Source organism: endosymbiont of Lamellibrachia barhami, assembly GCF_011947365.2.
Lineage (GTDB): Bacteria > Pseudomonadota > Gammaproteobacteria > Chromatiales > Chromatiaceae > QGON01.
In genome coordinates this window covers 3,503,129-3,525,558 of sequence record NZ_JAAVSH020000001.1, presented here as the reverse complement: position 1 = coordinate 3,525,558, position 22,430 = coordinate 3,503,129, and the positions used below count along the sequence as shown (strand labels likewise).

Sequence of the window (22,430 nt, the reverse complement as noted above, 5' to 3'; positions counted from 1 at the left end):
TCAGATAATCACCGCAAAGGTGGCCATGATCAGCAGCAAAAGGTAACGAGGTTGACTCAGCAGCACTTCGATCTTCTGCAACTGGCCCCCGACACGTTGAATCGCATTGATCAGTCCCTCGCCGCCGCCCTTCAGCACCAACTGCTCCTCGAACCAGTGCAGGAGAGAGGCGATACCTTCCATCAATTTTCCCGCCAATCCGTGGCCCAGCCCAATGTCGCCTTCAGCCAGAGGGTGGTGTCCGCCTCTCCGTTGCTCCCATTGCGCCAGCGAACTGATTGCGTCTGCCTGGGTCGGCAAGCCAACCAGCGGAATGATGACCTTGTCATCGAAATTCTGCGCGTCCTGAGCCAATGTTTTGGTGGGGCGTGTCAGCAGCCAATCGCCGATGGAACCGAGCCAGAAGCGATTGACGGCGGCGGTATAGAGCCAGCGGCGTCTACCCAGCCAAGCCGGTACCGGCCGGGTGGGGCGTGACATCAGGTGCATATGGGCGGGGGAACTGAGGAACTGATAGGCGCGCCAGATCGCGTGGGCGGCCAGGTGCCAGGCGGCCAGGTCAAACAGGCCGAGACCGCACTCCAGGAACATCAGGCCCACCTGGGCGATAGTGGAGAAGATCAGCATGCTTTTTACATCTGTCTGCACCAGTCCCGTCAGATAGCCGTAGAGCGCAGTCGTCAAACCAAAAATGACGAGAAAGAGCATCATCAGTGGGGTCTGTTCAAAGACCGGCTGCAGCCGGATTATCAGGAATACGCCGGCATGCACCATCAGGCTGCCGTAAAATACCGCACTGGAGGGGGTTGGGCCTTCCAGCGCGCGGGCGATCCAGGGCGAAAATGGCACTTGAGCTGATTTCACCAGAGCGGCGAGCAGGAATCCAAAGGCCAGAAGGCCGGCAGTCAGGGTCGACATTTCTGAGACACCCGAGAGGATGCTCGGCCACTCGACATCACCGATCCACGTCAATGCAAGGAAGATCGCCAGTATGAAGCCTGCATCGCCGATGCGGTTGGTGACAAAGGCGCGAGTGGCGTTGTTGGTGGCGGTGGGACGGTCGAGTGCATAACCAATCAGCAGGTAGGAACTGACCCCCGCCAACTCCCAGCCAATGAACGCCATCACCGCACTGCCACTCATCACGATCAGCAGCATTGCCGACATGAAGAGGCAGAGGATCATGAAGAAGCGCTGGAATCCTGCTTCACGATGCAGGTAGTTGACCGAGAAACGCAGGGTGATGAGCGAGATGGTTGCCACCAGGGTGGCCATGGATAGGCCCAGGGCATCCAGTGTGAAGCTGATATTGATGTGGTAGTCGCCGCTGTTGAGCCACTCCACTATGTGCACCTGTCCAGGCGCATGTCCGGTGAGCAAGGCGTAGAGGTCGACCAGCAGAAGGCAGAGCAGGGAGAGAAGACTGGCGCCAATCGCCACCCGTGCCGTGATTTTCTCGCCGGACTCACCGCGGTTGCCTTCGTAGGCATAGGAGAGACCAATCCAGCCGGCCGCCAACAGGGGCAGCAGCGGTATCATTGGAATCAGTGCGAAGAGCGGGGCATACCAGACGGAGTGGCTGAATTCAGGCATGACTGGTCTCTCCGGGTTGTTTCAGCAATACTGGTGTCAGAGGCTCCATGTGCCCTGCATACCAGTCGGCGGACTCTTTTACTGTCGGCAGTTCGTTGACCTGGCCCTCCCAGCGCACCCAGCCTCTATCGGGATAGAAGACATCGATTCGCTCGCTGTCAGGGTCCTTGGCGCTGAGTAGTAACCAACCTTTCCCCACCAACTCCTGTAGCGGGGGTTGGCGCATATAGATCTCAGTCAGCAGGTCGATCTTCTGCTCCACGATGACCTGCAGACGCATCGCCTCGTGGATTTCGATCATCTGCCGGGGCAGGCCAGTACGCAGATCGGAGCTGGTCCCCTCCATGACACCGAACAGACCGGTGATATTGTGGGTTACCTTGGAACCACAACCGTACTTGTCGTTGTTTACGGTGGAGAAGTAATACTCCAGGCTGATGCCCGCGCCCACCGGACCATTGGCCAGCAGCAGACGTTCGACGATCTCACCGCTGGGATCGATGGTGGGATCGTAGGAGATAAGAAAGGCCCGGCGGTCGAAGAAGGCACCCTGGGTAATGGAGCGGCGGCCGATGAAGGCGCAGGCGTTGGTGGCGTGGCCCAGTTCAGGACGTGCCTGGCTGAAGTCGTTACCGCGCCCCTGGATATGGGCAAGCGCCTGTTTCAGATCGGGATATTTTGGGGCGGAGAAAAATTTGCGGCAGCGTTCATGGGCTGAATGGCGGCAGGCTTCGTCCACATTTCTCTGGATAACCGAGAGAATCTGCTGGTGGGATTTCGGCACCTTGTCCATATCGAGCCAGTCGATATTTTCATCGCAGGTGTTGTGGAAGGCGCCGATGAACCAGCTGTTCTTGGGAATATCGATTCCCCGTTGACGCAGGATCTCTCTGATCTCCGGGCGATTGGCGATGGCGGCGAGAATACGCGCATTGGGACCGGAGTGACGGCCGCTGCAGGCGCCGCAGTCGTAAGCGGCGCGGTGAGGATTGTTCTCGCTGCTGGAACCGTGGCCCATAATGATGGGCAGTGGTGAGAAGCCATCCACCAAGCCGATGTTTTGCAGAAATAGCTCCACTCGGTCGGCCTGTTCCATATCCGAAAAACCGAGACGGTTGTGCTCGATTGTACCTTCTGGCGCGTCAGGCGCGGCAGTGATGGCGATATCGGTGGGTACGGTGGTTTCGTAGGCTTCACGCAGTCTGGCGGAGAGTTTGCCAACCTTTAGCGGCGCCAATACCTTGGCTAGCAGAATTACGAGAGTGGCAGGGGCGGCCAGCGCGATCAGTGTAGTCGAACCCAGCAGGTTGCGGCGGGTCTCCTGATGCAGGAGATCCTTCAGTCGAAGCCGTTTCTTGTGCCGTTTATGACGCTGATTTGCCTGAGCTTCCGCGCCGGGATGCACTGTCTCCCTGATTTCGTGCGCCGGCACCATGACCACGGGGCAGAGCCCGGAAATCTTCTCGTCGGTGAGCCCCCGCCAGTTGTGCGGGACGTTGTAGTGGGCAGCCGCGCCGAAGGTTTCGATGGCGGGATTGATGACCTCCAGGTGGCGGCGGATGCCCTCTTCACGATCATCCATGCACCAGACGATTTGCGCGGCGGGTGTGGTCTCGCGACTCTTCCAGCGCCCTCGTCCCTCATTGTTGACGATCGCGTTGAAGATCTGCTCGCGGTAGTTGCGCTCGTAGGCCTGCAGCCAGAGGAAACTTTGGGTATCGGGAGTGAGGCGTTGCAGGCAATCAAAGAGTTTTTTTACGCCCTGCTCGCCGAGGTTGACGATATCCTGCCCGATGAGTCCCAGATGCTGGCTCAGACGAAAGAGCTGCCAGGCACTGCCGTAGACCGAATATCCGGCTGGGCGGTCGGAGGCGGGGCTTTGACGCCATGTCCAGATCATGTCAGCCAGCTGACGCCACTGGGGATAGTCATCGCTGGGCGTGGGTGTCTGCAGTTCAAGCTGTTGCGCACGGCTGATGAGATACTCCGGCAGCCGGTTGTTGTGCAAACTGTGGCGCACCATGAACTCGGAGCGGCGTCTTCGGAAGTACCAGCGCAGCATGTCCAGGTTGGGCGCAATCTGCCACTGTTGATCGCACAGCCGCTGGGCGAAAAGGCGTTCCATCACCAAACGTACCGCGAGGTAATCCAACATCTCCACGGAGACATCGTGGGAGCCTTCGTAGCCGGGGTGATTGTGGCGATAGAGAAACATGCCGGACCAGCCAGGCAGTTCCAGAGCGAGTCTTTCCAGATAGGATTCCCAATGTTCCTTGGGCAACCCCATGCGCTGTAGTTCTGAGACTACGGCCTCCATTGGGTCTTCGTCGAGAATTGCGATCTCGTCCTGCCACTCCGGCATTTCGTTAAAGAACCCGGTCAGGGAGACAGCGACGCTGCGACGCCAGGTGGTGTAAAAGCCCGTTTCCCGCTCGGGGAATTGCCATGCCGCCTGACCCTGGTCGAGAAAACTGGCGATGAAACGGATGAGCAGTGGACGTACCTCATCCAGCAGATCCTTGCTGGTCACTTCAAGCAACAGGCCACGCAGGGTGATTTCCGGTCCGACCCGCGATAGCGTTCGGTCGAGTTGCCTGGCTGATTCTTTTCGCACCCGGTAGTGAACGCTGCTGAAGCTGTCGTCCTCAATGGTCAGGGTGTGCAACATGCGCTCCGCCTGCTCCGGAGAGAGATCAACCAGCTCCTCCGGGTGCATGTGGAACTCCTCCAGACCGAGGGTTTCGAGGCAGGTGGTCCAGAGATCGGAGATGGCGGCCTTTTCGTCGCTTAGACCCTGCTCGGCGGCGGCTTCGAGAAAATGTTGTCGGGTGTTTTCGTCGACATCGGACTGAAAACGTTGCAGGACATCCAACTCCTCGATCTGCCAGCTGAACTGACAGGCGGTAATTGTCTTCAGGGGGTGGAGCAGCGCGGCAATGGTGACATCACGATGTGTCAGTGCGCCGTCGATATTCTCCAGCAGGATCTCGTCTGGCTCCAGTGCCGGGGTCTCGTTTACGGCGGCCCGCAGATCTTCCAGGGTGATGCGCCCCTCAGCGTAGAATTCCCGGAAACGGTCATCCGGCAGGTAGCCCCTTGCGCCAGTGATGCGCTCCGCCTTGGCCAGTGCCTCGGTGAATTCCAGATGCTGGAAGCCGTGCAGCGTGTTGTGGTGGACGAAGTCCTTGATCGGCGCCTGTCCAGGCAGTACATGCTCGAAGTGCTCGATAACATGGTGCAGGCGGCTGCGGATATCGGCGGAATCTGTCTCATGGCTGGCGGCGGACAAAGTTTTTCTCCTCGCTTGATTACAGATGGGCCGCGAAGGTGGCGCTCAACTGGGTGATGGAGGCGGATATCAGCTCCAGTGCCGGAGCCGGGAAGATGCCCAATAACACAATGCCGCCAGTCAACACGATGGCAGCCGCCATCTCGCTGGGCCGCAGGTCAACGATATCCTGCATCTCCTTCCGAACAGGCCCGGTGAAGAGACGGCCGATCGTGCGTATCGCATAGGCAGCGCTGATCAATACACCCAGGGTCAGCAGTACCACCAGCCAGCCCCAACGTTCGAAACCGCCAACCAGGACGTGTAGTTCGGCGATAAAACCAAAAGTGCCGGGCAGGCCAACGGCGCCGATAAAGGCAATCGTGGTGAAGAAGGCAAAGCGTGGTGCTACCCGAAGCAGAGAGCTGTAGTCGTTGATGTTGCGCGTGTGGGTGCGTTCATAGAGCAGTCCGATCAGCAGGAAAGTGGCGCCCGCCACCAACCCATGTGCCATCATCTGCATGACCGCTCCGGTCAGACCGGCGAAATTGAGGGTCGCGATGCCCAGCAATACCACACCCATGTGGCTGACCGAAGAGTAGGCGATCATCCGTTTCAGGTCCCATTGCCGCCAGGCCAACAGACCACCGTAGACCAGACTTACCAACGCGATGGCAACCAGTACCCCCTGCAGGGAGATGACGGCCTCGGGCAGGGTCTGCGCGGCGCGGATCAGACCGTAGGATCCCATTTTCAACAGGATGCCGGAGAGCAGGATGCTGATAGGACTCGGGGCCTCGACATGGGCCAGCGGCAGCCAGCCGTGGATCGGAAAGATCGGCATCTTGACGCCGAAACCGATGAGAAAACCCAAAAAGATCAGGACCTGTTTCTGTTCGGAAATCAGATGTGCGCCGGCGCGCATCTGATCCATGGCAAAGGAGTGGCCCGGCAATGTGTCGAAAAGCACCAGCAGGCTAAGCAGCATAAAGACCGATCCGCCCATGGTGTAGAGCACGAAATTGAGTGCCGCACCCTGACGATTTTTCCCTCCCCAGCGATCGATGAGGAAGAAGAGCGGGATCAGAGTCAGCTCCCAGAAGACATAGAATAGCGACCAGTCCTGGGCCATGAATACCCCGAGCATGGCGGATTCCAGCACCAACACCAGTATGTAGTAGCCTTTCACCTGCTTGGTGATGCTGGCCGAAGCGGCCAGGGCGACCAGACAGAGCAGGGTTGCCAGCAGGATCATGGAGAGGGAGATGCCGTCGATGCCAACGGCATAAGAGGTGCCGAGGCGCGGGTTCCAGGGCACAATCTCCATGAATTGCAGATCTGCAAGGGAGTTATCGAAGCCGGCGAATAAGCGCCAGGAGAGCAGCAAGGCGATGGCAGAGCCGAAGAGTGCGACTCCCCGGATCAGACGTTGATTCTGCCCAGGAAGCAGGGCGATAAGCACCGCTGTGGCGACAGGTGTAATCAGTAGTTGAGTGAGCGAACCCATCACGACCCAATCAGGAAGGTGAAAATATCAGGTACGCCGGGCTTTCCTCGAGACCGGTGCGCCTTTTGGTCTGACAAAGTGCGCGCTGACGGATGCCGGCACGCGATAAATCTGACCTTGAAACCGATGCAGGAAAATAGCACGAGATGGCGCAAAAGTCATCGATATTTTCTAATATGGTAATCAATGAATGGAGGGGTAGGCCCGATCAAGCGTAGCGGATCGGGCATTTCTGGAGTGACGAAGGGCATTGCCGGGCTGCCGGTTGAGCGGCCTACACTCTGATTATTCGCGCTTCTGATGATCCAGAGAATGAAGCAACGACTGCAGCAGGATGGATACGTCCTGCCTGACTCTGGCATCCACTTCGAAAAGTGGGATATTTCGCGCCTGGTCATTCAACAATGCCTGGTATTCGTTCAGTCTGGGTGTACTGGAAATATCCATCCGGGTAACACCGATAGCGACTCGGGTACGTTGGATGAAGTCCCCGAATCGCTGCAGAAAAAAACTGCATGTCTTCCAGAGGGTCGGGGCGGGCATTATCCACCAGCAGGACCAGTCCCATGCCGCCCTGAATCAGGATGTCCCACATGAAGTCGAAACGCGCTTGACCGGGTGTGCCGTAGAGATGCACCCGCTTGCTGTCCACCATGTTGATGATGCCGTAATCCATTGCGACTGTGGTGGTGTTTTTGCGATAGCGGAACTCGTCCGTGGAGGATTCATTGGTGGATATGGTATCAGTATCACTGATGACATTGATCGCAGTGGTTTTGCCTGCCCCCACCGGCCCGGTAAAGATGATTTTGAGGTCTTTTTTCATCCGTTTTTACTGCGGAAAAAGGGTATCCAGTTGCTGAACCAACTGGCAGAGTCCGGCTGTTTTTCCTCTACATCGGCAGCAATCGGGATATAGTCGAGGCTCTTCATCGTCTCTCCTGTATTTGCCAGCCCCAAGGCAAATACTGCGCTGTAGAAGCCGAAAACATAGCGCTGCGGGATTTTTAGCTTTGCAGCCGTTTCGATGAGCGAGTGAGGCTGTTCTGCCCAGAGTGCGGCAATCTCAAGGGTGTTGGGCAGTAACAACAGACGGGTCAGGTTTGGCCAGCGATCCAGGGCAACCGCTTTATGGAGATCGGTTTCGTAGGGGATACGGCCCCGCGAGGCCCAAAGTGCTGTTTTCCACATGAGAGCGTCGAGGCGCATAACTGAATCCGCAGCTCCATCATCCGGTGAGAAGAGATCATCGCAAAAAGTGAATGAGAGACCACCCGGTGATATGGGGACAGCGGAGAGAGCCCCTAGCCTGGATTCGCTCATATTGATCTGCGCAATCTCCTCGTCGGGATAGAGGACAATGAACTCTTCATCGGAAAACTGCAGTCGCACTGCCTGCCCCTTTTGTTTCATCATGGCAGTGATTTGGCTTAGTTTTCCCTGGAAAAAACTATCCGGGTCGTAGCGGATATTGGCCTGTTGTTGGGCACTGTTCGTATCGATATCGGGGGTTGACCCCAGAAATGCCTGGATATCCTTTTCCGCAAGGTGGCGGGCGATCTGATAGCCTGCGCTGGTGGGAGGTGCCCCCTCCATGACGATATCGTCACCACTCTCTTCAGCAGACGCGACAGGCGCTGATGCAATTTGCAGGCTGGGCAGGGTTGATGAGAGATTCTGTGGGTCTTTCGCTTGAGCTTCAGCCCGTAACAGCGCTTTTGCAAGACTGCGTTTTTTCAGTGGTTTGAGCAGGCTGATGAGGCTGCCTGTCTCCCGCGGATCCCGGGAGATTACTATGACCGGCGTGGTGGGGTGAAGCCGTTGCTGCTCCTGTGCCAGTCTTACCCCTTTTTTATGGTCGAGATCGATGATGACGGCGTCCGCCGTCTCCTCTTCCACCAGTTGAAATCGATCCTTGCAGGATTCATGGAAAAACAGCCGCAGGCTGTTTCTTATGCGTTCGTCGACGCCCAATGCTGCGATGCGAACGGGTGGAGCCTCTATGGTTGTTTCACTTGCCTGCATCAAAGTACTTATCTGGAATAGAAGACGAAGACGACATGAGTCGCGGAGAATAGCCGAGACTTTGTTCGTTTCAGATCGGCAATAGTTTGCGTCACAAATCGATGAATGAACAGGGCGAAGTGAGGCTGGAGCGGTATTCTTGACGATTATTTGCGCGTGATTTTACAATCGTTTTCTCTTCTCGGAACCTGCTTCCTCAAAATCAACCGGGTTAGGCGTCTTTGCCAAAACCCGTTCCACGGTATCAACGATAGCTTGGGTTTGCGGGTCTACCTCGATATTGATCCGGTCCCCGGGCTTGCGACTGCCGATGTTGGTGCGAGCCAGGGTTTCGGGGATCAGGTTGACCTCGAATTCGTTGCCGGATACCTCACCGATGGTCAAACTGATACCGTCGATGCCGATGTATCCTTTGGTAAAGAGATATTTCTTCCACTCATCAGGCAGTTTGAAACGAACCTGATGATTATTTTCAGTTGCGACCACATTGACTACAATCGCTGTGCAGAGGATATGGCCGGACATTTGATGGCCGCCGATCTCATCTCCGAAGCGGGCGGCTCGTTCCACATTCACCCGGTCGCCCTTTTTCACCTCGCCGAGATTGGTAACCCGCAGGGTCTCCTGCATCAGGTCAAAACTGACCCGATCTTCCTCGATTCCGGTAACCGTCAGACAGCAACCGTTATGAGCCACGGAGGCGCCGGGTTCCAGTCCATCCAGAAGCTTGTCTGGCAGACGTATTTTGTGGGTGCGAAAGCCACTTTTTTCGATGATCTCGACGACTTCTGCTGTCCCCTGAACGATGCCTGTAAACATTGCTGGCCTCCTAGGGCCTGTTAACACTATGCGGATGCCCAGCGTTGGTCCTCAAATAATGCCAGACAAGGCGCACAGAGCGCAGTTTGGTTGCTCCAAATAAGCGATGTGCAACGCCGTATGGCCTTATTTGAGGGCCAACCCGGAGGGACAGGCCCCTTTTCCGCAGGCCTGCGTTGCACTTTCGCTCATGTACCGCAAGTACACGACGCTCAGTGCGCCTTGTCCTGCGAAAAAGGGGCTCTGTCGATGGGTTCCGCATAGCGTTAACAGGCCCTAGATTATTACCGCACGGGAGGCGCGTAGAGCAGTCCGCCATTTTGCCAGGTTGAATTGAATCCACGTTTCATTTTGAGCGGAGTGTCTTTTCCCAGATTGCGCTCGAAAATCTCGCCGTAATTACCGACCTTGCGGATGATTTGATAGGACCAGTCGTTTTCCAGACCTAGAGATTTGCCTGCAGTGCCCGTCTTGCCCAGCAGACGCAGAACCTCGGGGGTCTGTGCGATCTCCAGAACACGGTCGATGTTGTGGGAGCTGACCCCCATCTCCTCGGCGTTGATCAGGGTAAACAGCGTCCATTGGACGATGTCGTGCCAGTTATCGTCACCTTCACGCACCACTGGGCCGAGGGGTTCCTTGGAAATGGGTTCCGGCAGCACCTTATAATCGCCGGGTTTTTTTGTGCGGGTGCGCAGGGCATAGAGCTGTGACAGATCGCTGGTGAGGACGTCGCATTTGCCTTGCTCAAAATTCTTCAGTGTATCCAGTGAGGTATCTGACCTCACCAAGGTGAGTTTCATCTGATGCCTGATGAAATACTCTTTTACATTGGCCTCACTTGTGGTGCCGCCGAGGACGCAGATGCTGCTGCCATTCAGGGCGAGGGCGCTGCGTACCTTCATCTCCTTGCGTACCATGAAACCCTGGCCGTCAAAATAGTAGATGCCGACAAAGTCGAGACCCGTGCCGAGATCACGGCTCATGGTCCAGGTGACGTTGTGCGCCAGCAGATCGATGCTGCCGTTCTGCAATGCCTGCAGACGTGTTTTGGTTGTGTGGGGAATAAATTCAACTTTTTCGGCATCGCCGAAGACCGCTGCTGCCACTGCTCGGCAGAAATCGGCGTCCATGCCTTCCCAGCGGCCTGAACTGCTCTTCAGCGCAAATCCAGGCAAGCCTGTGTTGACACCGCAGCGTAGTGTTCCGTGTTTTTTGACGGTTTCGAGCGTATTCGCAAGTGTGGTTGAACTGGCTGCCGCCAACAGGAGTCCGGTCACTATCCATCGCATGATTCTATTACTGTTCATGGTGTTCTCGTTTTGATTGGCTCATGTGCCGGTTTTGAGGTTGCGCTGAGTTACCAACTGAAAAGTGTCCATTTAGGCACATTGACTTCGGCTGGGCCGCGTTTCATCTCCATTTCGCCGCTGCCGTCTGGATCAACCATATAATATGAGGGGCCGATATTCGGGGTCACTTTGATCATATAGAGATTATTGTTGACGCGGTACTCCTCCACTGTGCGGTTGTGGTGTTTCTCCAATGTGACGGCCGGCTCCATGTCAGGTACGGAGAGATCCAGCCCCGATGTTTGGGGCAGGGGGTCGTTTGCGAACACCAACGAGCTGCAGCAGAGAATAATTAAAATCGGCCACAATCCGGTTAAAGTCGGAATTGTTGATGCGCAGTTTGCTTGTGAAGAGAGTGCCTGGTTGAACATTATCGCTCTTATCTCGTCCGTGGCTGGTCCGGGGTGATTGTCGCACTCGTCTATATCTGTCTTCAACTTTAACTTTTTCATGGTGGGGGTGCTTACAGGGGTTGAAGTCAAACTGGACAGCGTTTCTGGCAAGTGGAATAGAGTTGTGCGGCTTGACCCCAAACTCCATGGGTTTACTGCTGTTGGCCGTATAGAGAGGAGTAGAGTCCATTGTTTGCGATCAGCTCATCATGTCGTCCCTGCTCCACAACCCTGCCGTCTTCGAATACCAGAACCCTGTCGGCCTGTTTTACCGCACTCAAACGATGGGCGATGATGATAGTGGTGCGACCCGCCAAAAACTGCTGCAGCGCCGAGTGGAGGTTTCCCTCGGTTGTAGTGTCAAGGGCGGAGGTGGCTTCATCAAGGATGACCACACTGGGGTTGGTCAGAACCATACGGGCAATCGCCAGCCGTTGCCGCTGGCCACCGGAGAGACGTACGCCGAAACGGCCGATCAGGGTCTCCAGTCCCTGATCCATTCTCTCTATGGTCGCATCGAGCTGAGCGATTTTCAGCGCCTGCCAGAGTTCTGTTTCAGGTATGTCGCGGCCAAGTGTGAGATTGACCCGCACGCTGTCGTTTAGCAGCGCAGGGTGTTGCAGCACAGTTGCCACATGATCTCTTACCACGTCCATGCCGATTCGGTTGACTGATACATCATCGAACAGCACCTGTCCCGAAGCGGGTGGGTAGAGTCCGAGCAGAATCTGCACCAGTGTGGTCTTCCCCCCACCGCTTGCGCCCACTAGTGCGACCTTCTCTCCGGCGGAGATCAGCAATGAAATATCGTTGAGCACGGAAGGCCCCTCGCCATAGGCAAAATGGATGTTTTTCAGCTCGACAGAGACGGTTGTTTTACCTTTGAACGGGTTTTCCAAGTGGGGAAAAACGGGTTCCAGGTCGACTCGCATCATTTGATTGATCCGGCTCAACGCCGCCTGTGCGCTCTGGTAGGCGTACTGAACGTTCAGCACCTCCTGCACCGGTCCCATCATGAACCAGAGGTAGGCAAAGACAGCCAGCATCTCGCCGATCGTGAGGTCGGAATAGAGCACCATGAACATGCTCACAGCGCGGAAAATATCGAATTGTACTTCGTTCAGTTACATATTGCTCTTTAACTTTTCATGGTGGGGGTGCTTACAGGTTTGAGAACTGGACTACCCGTTTCTGTAAGTGGAATAGGATTGTGCGGCTTATTTAAAGCTCCATGGAGTTTACTGCTGCCTGTTGGCCATTGTATAGAGAGTAAAGTCATTGTTTGCGATCAGCTCATCATGTCGTCCCTGCTCCACAACCTGCCGTCTTCGAATACCAAAGACCCTGTCGGCCTGTTTGCACTCAAGCGATGGGCGTGTGATAGTGGTGCGACCCGCCAAAACTGCTGCAGCGCCAGTGGAGGTTTCCTCGGTTTAGCCAGTGTCAGGGCGGAGGTGGCTTCATCAAGGATGACCACACTGGGGTTGGTCAGAACCGCTGGGCAATCATGGCCGTTGCCGCTGGCCTGGAGAGACGTACGCCGAAGGCAACCACGATCAGGGTCTCAGTCCACGATCCATTCTCTCTATGGTCGCGCATCGAGCTGGCGATTTTCAGCGCTTCTGCAGAATTCTGTTCAATTGTCGCGGCCAAGTGTGAGATTGACCCGCACTGTCGTTTAGCAGCGCAGGGTGTTCTGGCTTACAGTTGCCACATGATCTCTTACCACGTCCATGCCGATTCGGTTGACTGATACATCATCGAACAGCACCTGTCCCGAAGCGGGTGGGTAGAGTCCGAGCAGAATCTGCACCAGTGTGGTCTTCCCCCCACCGCTTGCGCCCACTAGTGCGACCTTCTCTCCGGCGGAGATCAGCAATGAAATATCGTTGAGTACGGAAGGCCCCTCGCCATAGGCAAAATGGATGTTTTTCAGCTCGACAGAGACGGTTATTTTACCTTTGAACGGGTTTTCCAAGTGGGGAAAAACGGGTTCCAGGTCGACCCGCATCATTTGATTGATCCGGCTCAACGCCGCCTGTGCGCTCTGGTAGGCGTACTGAACGTTCAGCACCTCCTGCACCGGCCCCATCATGAACCAGAGGTAGGCAAAGACAGCCAGCATCTCGCCGATCGTGAGGTCGGAATAGAGCACCATGAACATGCTCACAGCGCGGAAAATATCGAAGCCGAAAAGAAAGATGACAAAGGAGAGCCGTCCTGCGGCGTCACTCTTCCAGGTGAAGGCGGCAGAGTGGTGACGAATACTCTCCGCCTTGTCGATGATGCGCTGAATGTAGTGACGTTCCCGATTGCTGGCGCGGATCTGCTGGATCGCATCGAGGGTCTCTTCCAGGGACTCCTGAAACAGTTGGAAGGCAGAGTTCTCCTCTCTTTTCAGGCGCTTTACCCGCCTGCCGAAAACCGTCGTGAAATAGATGACGATTGGGTTCAGCAACAGGATGAACAGAGCAAGTGGCCAGTTTATCCAGAGTAGCACCAGGGCGGTGCCGGTAATGGTGAGCACCGCCACAAGAAATTTGCTGGTAGTCGTGCTGACAAAGTTGTCCACTGCATCCAGGTCGGTTACCAGGTGGGATGCCACCGTGCCGCTGCCGAGGGTCTCATAGGCGGACATGGAGATGTGCTCGAGGCGTTGCAGCAGATCCCGCCGGATCCGAAAGATGACATCTTTGGCGATGCAGGTGAACTGGCGGGTTTGCCAGACACCGAGGATCAGGGTGATCAGGCGTAGTATCAGGGTAAGACCCAACACTGCGAGAATATAGAGCGTCGCCCCCTGCCAGCTTGCAGGGAAGAGGCTGTCGATAATGGCTATTGCACGTCCCGGCTGATTGAGCAGCACTTCGTCCACGAGCAGTGGGATCAGCAGGGGGACAGGTACCGCAGCAATAGCGCCGAAGATGGCAATGATGTTTGCAGCAATCAGTTCCTGCCGGTGCTGCAGGATCATGCCGGTCAGTTCATTCCAGGAGTAGTCCCGGTTGCGGACTGCTGTTTGAGCGCTGTTTTTAGCCATTAATTTTCGTAGCAGCGACGATAGGCCTTGATCTGCCGCAAAACCGCTATGCGGCGCCGTGCCGCAAGAATACGGGTATGCTCGGTATATTCCGCTGCACCAGAGTAGGCGAGATAGCCATAAGCGGGGGGGAAGTAGAGGGTTCCGGCCCAGATGGCGCCGCCATGAAGGGGATCTTCATAGAACAGCGGCTTGTAGGAGTAGGTGCGACGCTCAAGCATGGCGATCTCTTTGTCCAGATCCAGACAGGTTTTCGCATCGTCCCCCTCGTTAATAACAAAACGGTCGGGATGAGGGTAGAGCGAAAAAGTCGGCTGGGCCGCAGAGAGATTGCCGACCGCGATTCCACACAACAGTACGCAGAGCAGTGAAATCGCTTTGGGGTTTACAATAAACATTTCGGTAACAGCTTCTCTACTGAAATAGTTGTTGTTTGAGACGTAGGCTGGTTCAAGCGTAGCGGAACCGGCAATCTCATGGGGTCTGCCAATTCAAAGGCACCCGATCCGCTGCGCTTGATCGATCCTACATTATAGGTTTTTGTGCCGGCCTTATTGCAGCACAGATTCGTTAAAATCGTAGATCAGGTTATTTTCCGGCCGTTGTACGAAATTGCCCTGCACGAAATCGGTGCCGCTGCTCCAGAGTTTGGCGATGCTGCTGGGGTTCTCCACCTGAGGTGCGATAACCTTGATGCCCAGACCATGGGCAGTAGCAATCAACTCCTTCAGATCACTGTTGCCCCGGTTCAACAGCGCACGATCGATTTTGATAAAGCGAAGCGCCAGATGTTTGAGTGTCCGTAAATCGTCAGGCGTATTGGAAACTCCAGTCAACAAGGTGCCTATGCCCATTTTTTGCAGCGTCTCGAAACAGGTTTTGGCAGATTTCAAGTGGTGAATAATATCGGAGAGACGGAACTCAAAGGTAAGTTCACCCTCCTGAATGCGGCCGGTCCTGTGTTGTTCCTGCAACCAGGACATACGTTCCAAATCGTTCAACAGGGCGGAGGATTGGGAGACGAAAAGGCGCACCTCCTGAGATTTTCCTCTGTTTTCAGAGATAATCGAAATTGCCTGCATCGAGGTCCATTGATCCAGCTTACCGATGACGCCCAGCTCTTCGGCAACTGAAATGAATGTGGCGGCAGTCAACAGCTGTCCGTTTGGAGATTTCAGGCGCAGCAGTGTTTGATAGTGGGCATTGGCCGAACCCTGCAGAGACACCATAGGCTGAAAATAGATCTGGAAGAGGTTTTTCTGCATCGCCTCCTGTATCAGATTGGCCAGCCATAGATTATCTTCCTCATCTCCCTTTGCAGCCTTTGGTGGGCTGTAGAGATAGGCTTGGTTGCCGCCGGCCTTGTGAGCCATGCGGCTTGCCCATTGTCCTTTGGAAATAATGCTGCCGGCATCCTGGTTACTTCCATCGATAACACAGATGCCGACACTGACCATTATACTGATCGTGTTGTGTTCCAGTTCAATGATTTTATCTGCGACAGTTTCGCAGAGTTGCTTAGCCAGTTGGTCTAGATCCTCTTTTTTGTCCCGGCAGGCGAGCAGGCCGAGGCTGCTGTCGCCAAAGCGGGCCAACACATCCTGCGGTTGCAGTAATCCGGAAATGATATTGCCGGTCTCAGAAAGTATGACATCCATACCGCCGATGCCGGCGACGTCCAGCGCTTTCTCCGGATTGTCGATTTCGATGTAGAGCACTGCGGGAACATCTGCGACATGGGTGTCCGAGCTGAGTGTCATCTCCACTCGCTCCAGCAGATAGTGACGTGCAAACAGCCCAGTGGCCTTATCAAGACGGTCGGGGATGCCGAGCCTGTGGTGAATCTCCTTGGCCCGGTGGATTCTGTTTGTCACGGTGGAGATCAGGTGCTTTGGTCCAATGGGCTTGGAGAGAAAGTCCTCGCCGCCGAAGCTGAGGGCCTTGAGTTGCTTGTCCAGATCCTGCTCTCCCGAGAGAAAGACGATCGGGGTATCGACGAACTCATTTTGTTCCCGGATTACCGCAGTCAACTCTGCTCCGCTGGCACCTGGCATATAGAGATCCATGAGGATCAGGTCCGGTTTGAAATCGTGTAGGACCTCCATTACCTGCAGAGGCTCAGTCACCGAGTGGGTATCAAATCCCGCTTTATTGAGAATGGACGTGGCGAAAACGGCCTGAGCAGGATCATCCTCCACGACCAGCACACGGTAGGGGACATGGCGCTTCTGTGATGTCAGCTCAACCATCCGCTGGGCGATGGTATAGGCATCGACCGGTTTGGCCCAGAAGGCACTGGCATTGGTGCGCATCGCCTGTAACCGTGTCTGCAGATCGCTGGAGTCGGCGATGAACGCGACAGGCATGCCGGTGCTGCTGCCCTCTTGTTCGTGCCAGAGCCCCCCCTGTCTGGATGCAGGGAAGAGTTCAGGTAACCAGCGGATATGACTGATGAGGGCACAGGTTTGAGAGGTGCCACCCGCTGCTTTTTCCAGCAGATCCGAGGCGTTGGCAAACGTGCCGACCTTGTATTGCATGGCCTCCAGGTGTTTGCTTAGTCCTGGAATCTGCGAGTCATCGATGCCAAGGAGGTAGATCCTGCAAGCCTCGGTGGATGCGGGGGGGGCAGGTTGCTCTCTTTCCGTCGGGGGTTTCGCCGGCAACTGCTTGCATGAGTCGATGGCCGCGTCCTTGAACGCGTGTACCAACCCGTCAAGGGTAACGATCTCGTCATGCACCGGTTTTTTCATTGTCCCGGTGTGTTGTGACAGATGCGCCTGTAGTGATTGGGCGCTGTTTTCTATCTGCTTGACTCCAAACTTGTCAGCAGCTTCCGCAATGGTGCTGATACGCTCGCGCAGTTTGGCGAAAATCTCAGGATCCCAATCACTCTGCACCAGCCGGTGCCAGTTCTCCAGGATTGCGGCAATCCGCCCGGGAACCTGCTGCATAAAGGCATGCAGCAGTTCTGCCTTGCGGGTGCGCACGTCTGTGTTGTCACTACTCATATCGAATGGGGTACTCTGAGTCACCGGGTTTGAATCCGGCCCGGAACAGTCGATTCGCCTTGAAGATATCGTCCCTGGGTATGGATGTTATCCCGACGAATGATAACGGTTTATCAGACGGTTCGGAAGGGCGATAGGGGTAATCAGACGCGCTGCTGTTCCCTGAGGATCTTTACCTGAAAGAGTGTGTTACGTTCCTCCTCCTCAAGGGTGTTTTCAATAAAGCGGATAGTGTTCTGATATCGCGGGATGATATTGTATTTCAGGGCGTTAACCCGTTTTTGCGCCTTACGTTGTTCAGAAATCAGACGTCCCAGACTCATCTCGGCCTCCCCCAGCTTGGCCAGCAATAGTGCAGTTTGCGCAAAATGTAACCGGGTTTCGTCAAAACTGGGGTCGGTGCCGAGCAGGCCGACGGGTTTCAGTGGGCGCAGTTTCGCGGTCACGGATGGGAACTCCACGCCGAGATTGCGTCTCGGCAGGATCTTCATCGCCAACACCGGTTCTATACCCAACGCAGCCTGTAGCAGCGCACGATTGCCCATACGAAGTTGCGCCAGGCTCAGCCAGTGATAAGCCAGTTTGATAGCGCTGTGCGTCTGGGTACGGAGTTTTCTGTATTCCTTCAGGCGTGAATAGACCAGTCGGGTCAGCAGCTCGCGTTTGCGCTCCAGCAGGCTATGCCCCTCATCCAGAAAGCGCAGTTGCCGCTTCAGGTTGAGGAGTGTGTTTTTGGTTGGTGGAGCCTTGATGCGTTGAGTCGTCATGCAAGGGGTTCCTTCTGCACAGGTTGCCCGAGTTCGTTGCCGGGATGACGGTGGTATTTGGCCATCTCTGTCTCGGTGACACGGGTCAGGGCAGTCGTCGGCAGCAGGGAGAGCAGCTCCCAGGCCAGGTTCAGGGTCTCCACAATGCTGCGGTCCTCGTCTTCGCCCTGAGCCACGAAACGTTTCTCGAAGGCATCGGCAAATTCGAGATAACGCTGGTCTCTGGCAGAGAGTTCATCCGCGCCGATGATGGAGGCCAGGTTGCGGGTCTCCAATGCCCGGGCATAGAGGGCGTAAAGCTGATTGGAGACATGGGGGTGATCCTCCCGGGTGAAGTCCTTGCCGATGCCGTCCTTCATCAGACGGGAGAGTGAGGGTGAGATATGTACCGGCGGATAGACCCCCTGGTTGTGCAGTTCCCGGCTCAACACGATCTGCCCTTCGGTGATGTAACCGGTGAGGTCGGGTATCGGATGGGTGATGTCGTCGCTGGGCATCGACAGCACCGGCACCAGGGTGATCGATCCGTGGCGGTCCTTGATCCGGCCGGAACGCTCGTAGATCTCCGCCAGATCGGAATAGAGATAGCCGGGATAGCCCTTGCGCGCAGGTACGTCGCCTTTGGCGGTGGCCACCTCCCGCAACGCCTCCGCATAGTGGGTCATGTCGGTCATGACAACCAGCACATGACGGTCGAGGTCGAAGGCCAGGTACTCAGCGGCAGTGAGCGCCATGCGTGGAAGGGTGAGCCGCTCCACCGGCGGCTCGTCCGCCAGATTGATGAACATCACCACGTTGCCGAGCACACCGGAGGAGGCGAACTCCTCCTGGAAAAAACGGGCGTCGGAGTAGGAGACGCCCATCGCCGCGAAAACGATGGAGAAGTGACTCTCTTCATCCGGTAGTTTGGCCTGCCGCACGATCTGGGCGGCAAGTCTGTTGTGGGGCAATCCCGAGGCGGAGAAGATCGGCAGTTTCTGCCCCCGCACCAGGGAATTAAGGCCGTCGATGGTGGAGATGCCGGTCTGGATGAATTCTTTGGGATAGGTGCGCGCTGCCGGGTTGAAGGCGTTGGCGTTGATGCTTCGATGCAGACGGGAGACCACGGGTGGACGACCGTCTTTGGGCTCCCCCAGTCCGTTGAAGACGCGCCCCAGGATCTCCGGGGAGAGGCTGATCTCCAGTGGGGTATCCAGAAAACGCACCCATGTGTTCTCCAGATCGAGGTGGTCGGTTCCCTCGAAAACCTGTATCAACACCTCTATGTTCGAACTTCGAATGACCTGACCATTGCGCTTCCTGCCCTGGCTGTCCCGGATCTCCACCCGGTCGCCGAAGGCGATGCCCGGAACCTGGCTGACCGTCAGTAGTCCTCCCCGGGCGGAGGAGACGGTGCGGTACTCCTTGGCGCTCATGATATCTGCTCCCCACGCTGAGCGTATTCGGACCGGATGGATTCAAAGATTTTGATGGCCTGCTCGCGGAACTCCCGCAGCTGACCCAGCTGGTCGGAATCATAGACCTCCTTGCAGCGTCGCAACTTGGCCAGAATCGGCAGGTCGCTCAACTCCTGCACCGGCACACCCAGTTCGATCAGGTCGGCGCCCTGATCATAGATGGTAAGCAGTGTATCCAGCAGGAGGAACTGTTTCTCTGGGGAGGAGAAGGTATCCACAGGATCGAGCGCGCTCTGCTGCAGTACCCCCTCTTTGATCAGGGCGGCGCCCTCCAACATCCAGCGCTGGGCGGAAGAGAGCGCCTCCGGTCCCACCAGGTTGACGATGCGGGAGAGTTCCGCATCCCTGGCGAGCATGCCCAGTGCCTGCCCCCGGCGATTTTCCCAATTCCGGTCGACCTGTTCGTGCCACCAAATGGCTGCGGTAGAGACATCTGCGGAGAAGCTGTCGACCCAGTCGATCGCCGGATAGTGGCGGGCGTCCGCCAGCTCCTTGGAGAGCGCCCAGAAGGTCTGGATGATCTCTTTGGTGTGGCTGGTGACCGGTTCTGAAAAGTCGCCGCCGGGTGGCGATACTGCACCGATCAGACTTACAGAACCTTTGCCGCAGTCGTGAGTTTCGACCCGCCCCGCCCGCTCGTAGAACGCGGAGAGACGGGAGGCGAGATAGGCCGGATAACCCTCTTCGACGGGCATCTGTCCCAAACGTCCAGAGACCTCCCGCAGGGCCTCGGCCCAACGGCTGGTGGAGTCTGCCAGCATCACCACGTCATGCCCCTGGTCACGATAGTATTCTGCAATAGTGATGCCGACGTAGATGGACGCCTCGCGGGCCACCACCGGCATGTTGGAGGTATTTGCCACCAGCAGGGTGCGTTCCATCAGGGAGCGTCCGGTGTAGGGGTCTTTGAGCTTGGGGAAGCTATCGAGTACATCGACCAACTCGTTACCACGCTCGCCGCAGCCGACATAGATGACGATATCCGCGTTTGACCAGCGTGCCACTTGGTGCTGCACCATGGTTTTGCCGGCGCCGAAGGGGCCGGGCACGGCGCCCTTGCCGCCTTTCAGGAGGGGGAAGAAGGTATCGAGGACACGTTGGCCGGTGATCAGGGGTTCGGAGCTGTGATCCCGGTGCAGATAGGGACGGGGTTGGCGCACCGGCCAGCGATGAAAGAGTTTGAGTCTGCGTATCTCACCATTCGCTGTTTTTACCCGGGCAATGGTCTGATCGAGGCTATAGTCCCCTTCAGGAGCGATCTCAATCAGTTCGCCGCTGACATCCGGCGGCACCAGGATACGATGCAGGACCGACTCGGTCTCCTGTACACTGCCCAGCTGGATGCCGCCGCTGACTTGCGTGTTGGGTTCCAGGGATTCCGTCGGTGTGAAGGTCCATTGAGACTCCCGGTCCAGTGCGTCCGGGCTCAGTCCTCTTGGAATCTGATCACCCGCCTGCAGAAACATCTTTTCCAGTGGGCGCTGCACCCCGTCAAAGATACCACCCATCAGACCGGGTCCGAGTTCCACCGAGAGGGGATGGCCCAGCCCCTCAACCGGCTCGCCGGGGCGCACCATCTCGGTGGATTCATAGATCTGTACCAGAGCCTCGCTGCCCTGCAGGGAGATCACTTCGCCATAGAGACCCAACTCTCCGATCTTGACCTGTTCCCCGTTGGCTACACCGGGGAGGGTGATGGTCACGATGGGACCGTTGATATCTTTGATTATGCCCTGTTTTGTCATCTCTTTATTCCGCTATGGGCCTGGGGACTACAGCGACGCGCCGCTACGGGGTGGGGGCAGCAGGCGTTCAACGATGGCCTGATAAAGTCGATCTTCGAGCCGTTCCAGACGTCCTTCGAAGGTCTGATCCAATCTGATTCGATTGTCCTGGGTTCGAAGACAGAGTCCTCCAATGGTCCGAATAGGCTCTTCGGCCAGAAGGAGTTGTTTGTCCGGCACAGCGGCACCGGCAAATTCATCCCAGTTATTTTGTAGTCGCCGCTGATCGTTTGCGTTTAGCTCGACGACCAGTGTGTCGGCCTCGATCATCTCCGCGCCCCTGCTGAGGTAGGCCTGTAAAAGGGTGAAATAGCGGTTTTTATCCTGGGTCAACTCCGTCATGCGGAAAGGTAGTCGTTCGATTACAGCCTGTACCAGATTCCACCGCAGATGATCCATACGGCTGTGAAGTTTGAGTTCGTCGGCCTGTACCTTGCGCCGATAGGTACGATCCGCCATCGCCTTGGCCAGCAGCGTCTCCTTCTCTTCCCGCAGATGGAGTCGTTCACTGGCATCACGCAGGATCACGTCACGACCCACCCGGGCGCGATCATGGCACTCGTCGGCCATCGATTCAGCGCGCTTGAGGATCGTCTGAGCCAGTTCGTCAACCTGATTCACAATTGGGCTCCTTCGTCACCATCTTCACCAATCAGTATGGAGAGTTGTCGGTCGATGCTGCATTGATAACAGTTGGGATCATCCAGTGAGGGTACTTCCGAAAGTACGATCCTGCCGCCCTCGTTGCGTATCTGCTGGATGAGTTTTGAATCGAGCTTTTCCAGTGAGTGATCGATGACGATGAAGGCATGTTGCCGTTCGTTGAGTAATTCACTGAACAGCTGATCGACCTCCTGCAGGCTCGGATCCGGACGGGTTTCAAAACCGATGAGTCTGAACCCATTGGCGATTGAGGTGCTGCCCAGGAATATCAGACGGGTCTGTTGCTGTTGCAGGGTCTCGTTGGACATGGATAACTCAGAGTTTGTCCAGCAGCAGGATACTCATGACCAGACCGTAGATGGCGATGCCCTCGGCCAGACCCAGATAGATTAGTGTACGTCCGAATATCTCGGGTTTTTCCGCCAGTACCGCCAGGGAGGCAGCGCCGATGGGACCTACCGCGATGCCTGCGCCGACGGTACTCAATGCGGTCGGAATACCCACACCGATGATGCCCAATCCGAGGCCGATAGAGATCTCGCCGCTGCTCTCAGCCACTGCCGGAGCGGCCATAACTTCCTGCACGCCATAAAAGAGCAGCGTGATCTGACCGACGATAAAAAACAGTAGATTGAGACCGATAGTGGGCTTGAACCAGCGTCTGTTGATAGCAGCGGGTTTGATCTCCATCACCACGCCGGTGGCGATGACGCCCACAATGCCCATGGTCATCAGGGTAATCAGCCAGTACATGT

19 protein-coding genes are annotated in these 22,430 nt (G+C 56.3%); all 19 read right to left on the bottom strand.

Features of this window, described 5'->3' with window-relative positions; genetic code table 11:
- A complete protein-coding gene (locus tag G9Q73_RS16160) occupies positions 1 to 1,593 on the bottom strand; it encodes an NADH-quinone oxidoreductase subunit 5 family protein (protein WP_177420689.1) in 1,593 nt (530 codons plus the stop codon).
- A complete protein-coding gene (locus G9Q73_RS16155; protein ID WP_177420688.1) occupies positions 1,586 to 4,882 on the bottom strand; it encodes a DUF2309 domain-containing protein in 3,297 nt (1,098 codons plus the stop codon). The genes G9Q73_RS16160 and G9Q73_RS16155 overlap by 8 nt, the downstream gene beginning before the upstream one ends.
- A gap of 19 nt (positions 4,883 to 4,901) precedes the next feature.
- Positions 4,902 to 6,368 (bottom strand): complex I subunit 4 family protein, encoded by a 1,467-nt coding sequence (locus G9Q73_RS16150; RefSeq protein WP_177420687.1) that lies wholly within the window; start codon positions 6,366 to 6,368, stop codon positions 4,902 to 4,904.
- 394 nt (positions 6,369 to 6,762) lie between these two features.
- Complete coding sequence (locus G9Q73_RS16145; RefSeq protein WP_304956612.1) at positions 6,763 to 7,194, bottom strand: GTP-binding protein; 432 nt, start codon at positions 7,192 to 7,194, stop codon at positions 6,763 to 6,765.
- Complete coding sequence (locus tag G9Q73_RS16140; protein WP_177420686.1) at positions 7,191 to 8,393, bottom strand: DNA-binding transcriptional response regulator; 1,203 nt, start codon at positions 8,391 to 8,393, stop codon at positions 7,191 to 7,193. The genes G9Q73_RS16145 and G9Q73_RS16140 overlap by 4 nt, the downstream gene beginning before the upstream one ends.
- A 162-nt stretch (positions 8,394 to 8,555) precedes the next feature.
- On the bottom strand, positions 8,556 to 9,212 hold the full coding sequence (locus tag G9Q73_RS16135) for a riboflavin synthase subunit alpha (protein ID WP_177420685.1): 657 nt from the start codon (positions 9,210 to 9,212) through the stop codon (positions 8,556 to 8,558).
- Between the two features lie 284 nt (positions 9,213 to 9,496).
- Entirely contained in the window at positions 9,497 to 10,522 is a 1,026-nt protein-coding gene (locus G9Q73_RS16130) for an amino acid ABC transporter substrate-binding protein (protein WP_246345324.1), read from the bottom strand.
- A 50-nt stretch (positions 10,523 to 10,572) separates the two neighbouring features.
- Positions 10,573 to 10,833, bottom strand: a complete 261-nt coding sequence (locus G9Q73_RS16125; RefSeq protein ID WP_369408912.1) for a DUF2782 domain-containing protein — start codon at positions 10,831 to 10,833, stop codon at positions 10,573 to 10,575.
- 275 nt (positions 10,834 to 11,108) lie between these two features.
- The gene (locus G9Q73_RS16120) at positions 11,109 to 12,035 is read right to left on the bottom strand and encodes an ABC transporter ATP-binding protein (protein ID WP_304956611.1); all 927 of its coding nucleotides are present in this window, start codon (positions 12,033 to 12,035) and stop codon (positions 11,109 to 11,111) included.
- Between the two features lie 409 nt (positions 12,036 to 12,444).
- Positions 12,445 to 12,609 (bottom strand): hypothetical protein, encoded by a 165-nt coding sequence (locus G9Q73_RS19820; RefSeq protein ID WP_246345322.1) that lies wholly within the window; start codon positions 12,607 to 12,609, stop codon positions 12,445 to 12,447.
- A gap of 25 nt (positions 12,610 to 12,634) precedes the next feature.
- Positions 12,635 to 13,996, bottom strand: a complete 1,362-nt coding sequence (locus G9Q73_RS16115; protein ID WP_246345320.1) for an ABC transporter transmembrane domain-containing protein — start codon at positions 13,994 to 13,996, stop codon at positions 12,635 to 12,637.
- On the bottom strand, positions 13,996 to 14,394 hold the full coding sequence (locus G9Q73_RS16110; RefSeq protein ID WP_177420684.1) for a hypothetical protein: 399 nt from the start codon (positions 14,392 to 14,394) through the stop codon (positions 13,996 to 13,998). Before G9Q73_RS16110 ends, G9Q73_RS16115 begins: the two co-directional genes overlap by 1 nt.
- Before the next feature lie 153 nt (positions 14,395 to 14,547).
- On the bottom strand, positions 14,548 to 17,028 hold the full coding sequence (locus G9Q73_RS16105) for an EAL domain-containing response regulator (protein WP_369408911.1): 2,481 nt from the start codon (positions 17,026 to 17,028) through the stop codon (positions 14,548 to 14,550).
- A 119-nt stretch (positions 17,029 to 17,147) separates the two neighbouring features.
- On the bottom strand, positions 17,148 to 17,771 hold the full coding sequence (locus G9Q73_RS16100) for a V-type ATP synthase subunit D (protein ID WP_177420683.1): 624 nt from the start codon (positions 17,769 to 17,771) through the stop codon (positions 17,148 to 17,150).
- Positions 17,768 to 19,186: a V-type ATP synthase subunit B gene (locus G9Q73_RS16095; protein ID WP_177420682.1), complete on the bottom strand. Its 1,419-nt coding sequence runs from the start codon at positions 19,184 to 19,186 to the stop codon at positions 17,768 to 17,770. The genes G9Q73_RS16100 and G9Q73_RS16095 overlap by 4 nt, the downstream gene beginning before the upstream one ends.
- Complete coding sequence (locus G9Q73_RS16090) at positions 19,183 to 20,973, bottom strand: V-type ATP synthase subunit A (protein ID WP_177420681.1); 1,791 nt, start codon at positions 20,971 to 20,973, stop codon at positions 19,183 to 19,185. Before G9Q73_RS16090 ends, G9Q73_RS16095 begins: the two co-directional genes overlap by 4 nt.
- A 27-nt stretch (positions 20,974 to 21,000) precedes the next feature.
- On the bottom strand, positions 21,001 to 21,633 hold the full coding sequence (locus G9Q73_RS16085; protein WP_177420680.1) for a V-type ATP synthase subunit E: 633 nt from the start codon (positions 21,631 to 21,633) through the stop codon (positions 21,001 to 21,003).
- Positions 21,630 to 21,983: a V-type ATP synthase subunit F gene (locus G9Q73_RS16080; RefSeq protein WP_177420679.1), complete on the bottom strand. Its 354-nt coding sequence runs from the start codon at positions 21,981 to 21,983 to the stop codon at positions 21,630 to 21,632. The genes G9Q73_RS16085 and G9Q73_RS16080 overlap by 4 nt, the downstream gene beginning before the upstream one ends.
- A gap of 7 nt (positions 21,984 to 21,990) precedes the next feature.
- Positions 21,991 to 22,428 carry an ATP synthase subunit C gene (locus G9Q73_RS16075; protein ID WP_177420678.1) on the bottom strand — a complete coding sequence of 146 codons (438 nt, stop codon included), beginning with the start codon at positions 22,426 to 22,428 and terminating at the stop codon, positions 21,991 to 21,993.
- Positions 22,429 to 22,430 lie beyond the last annotated feature (2 nt).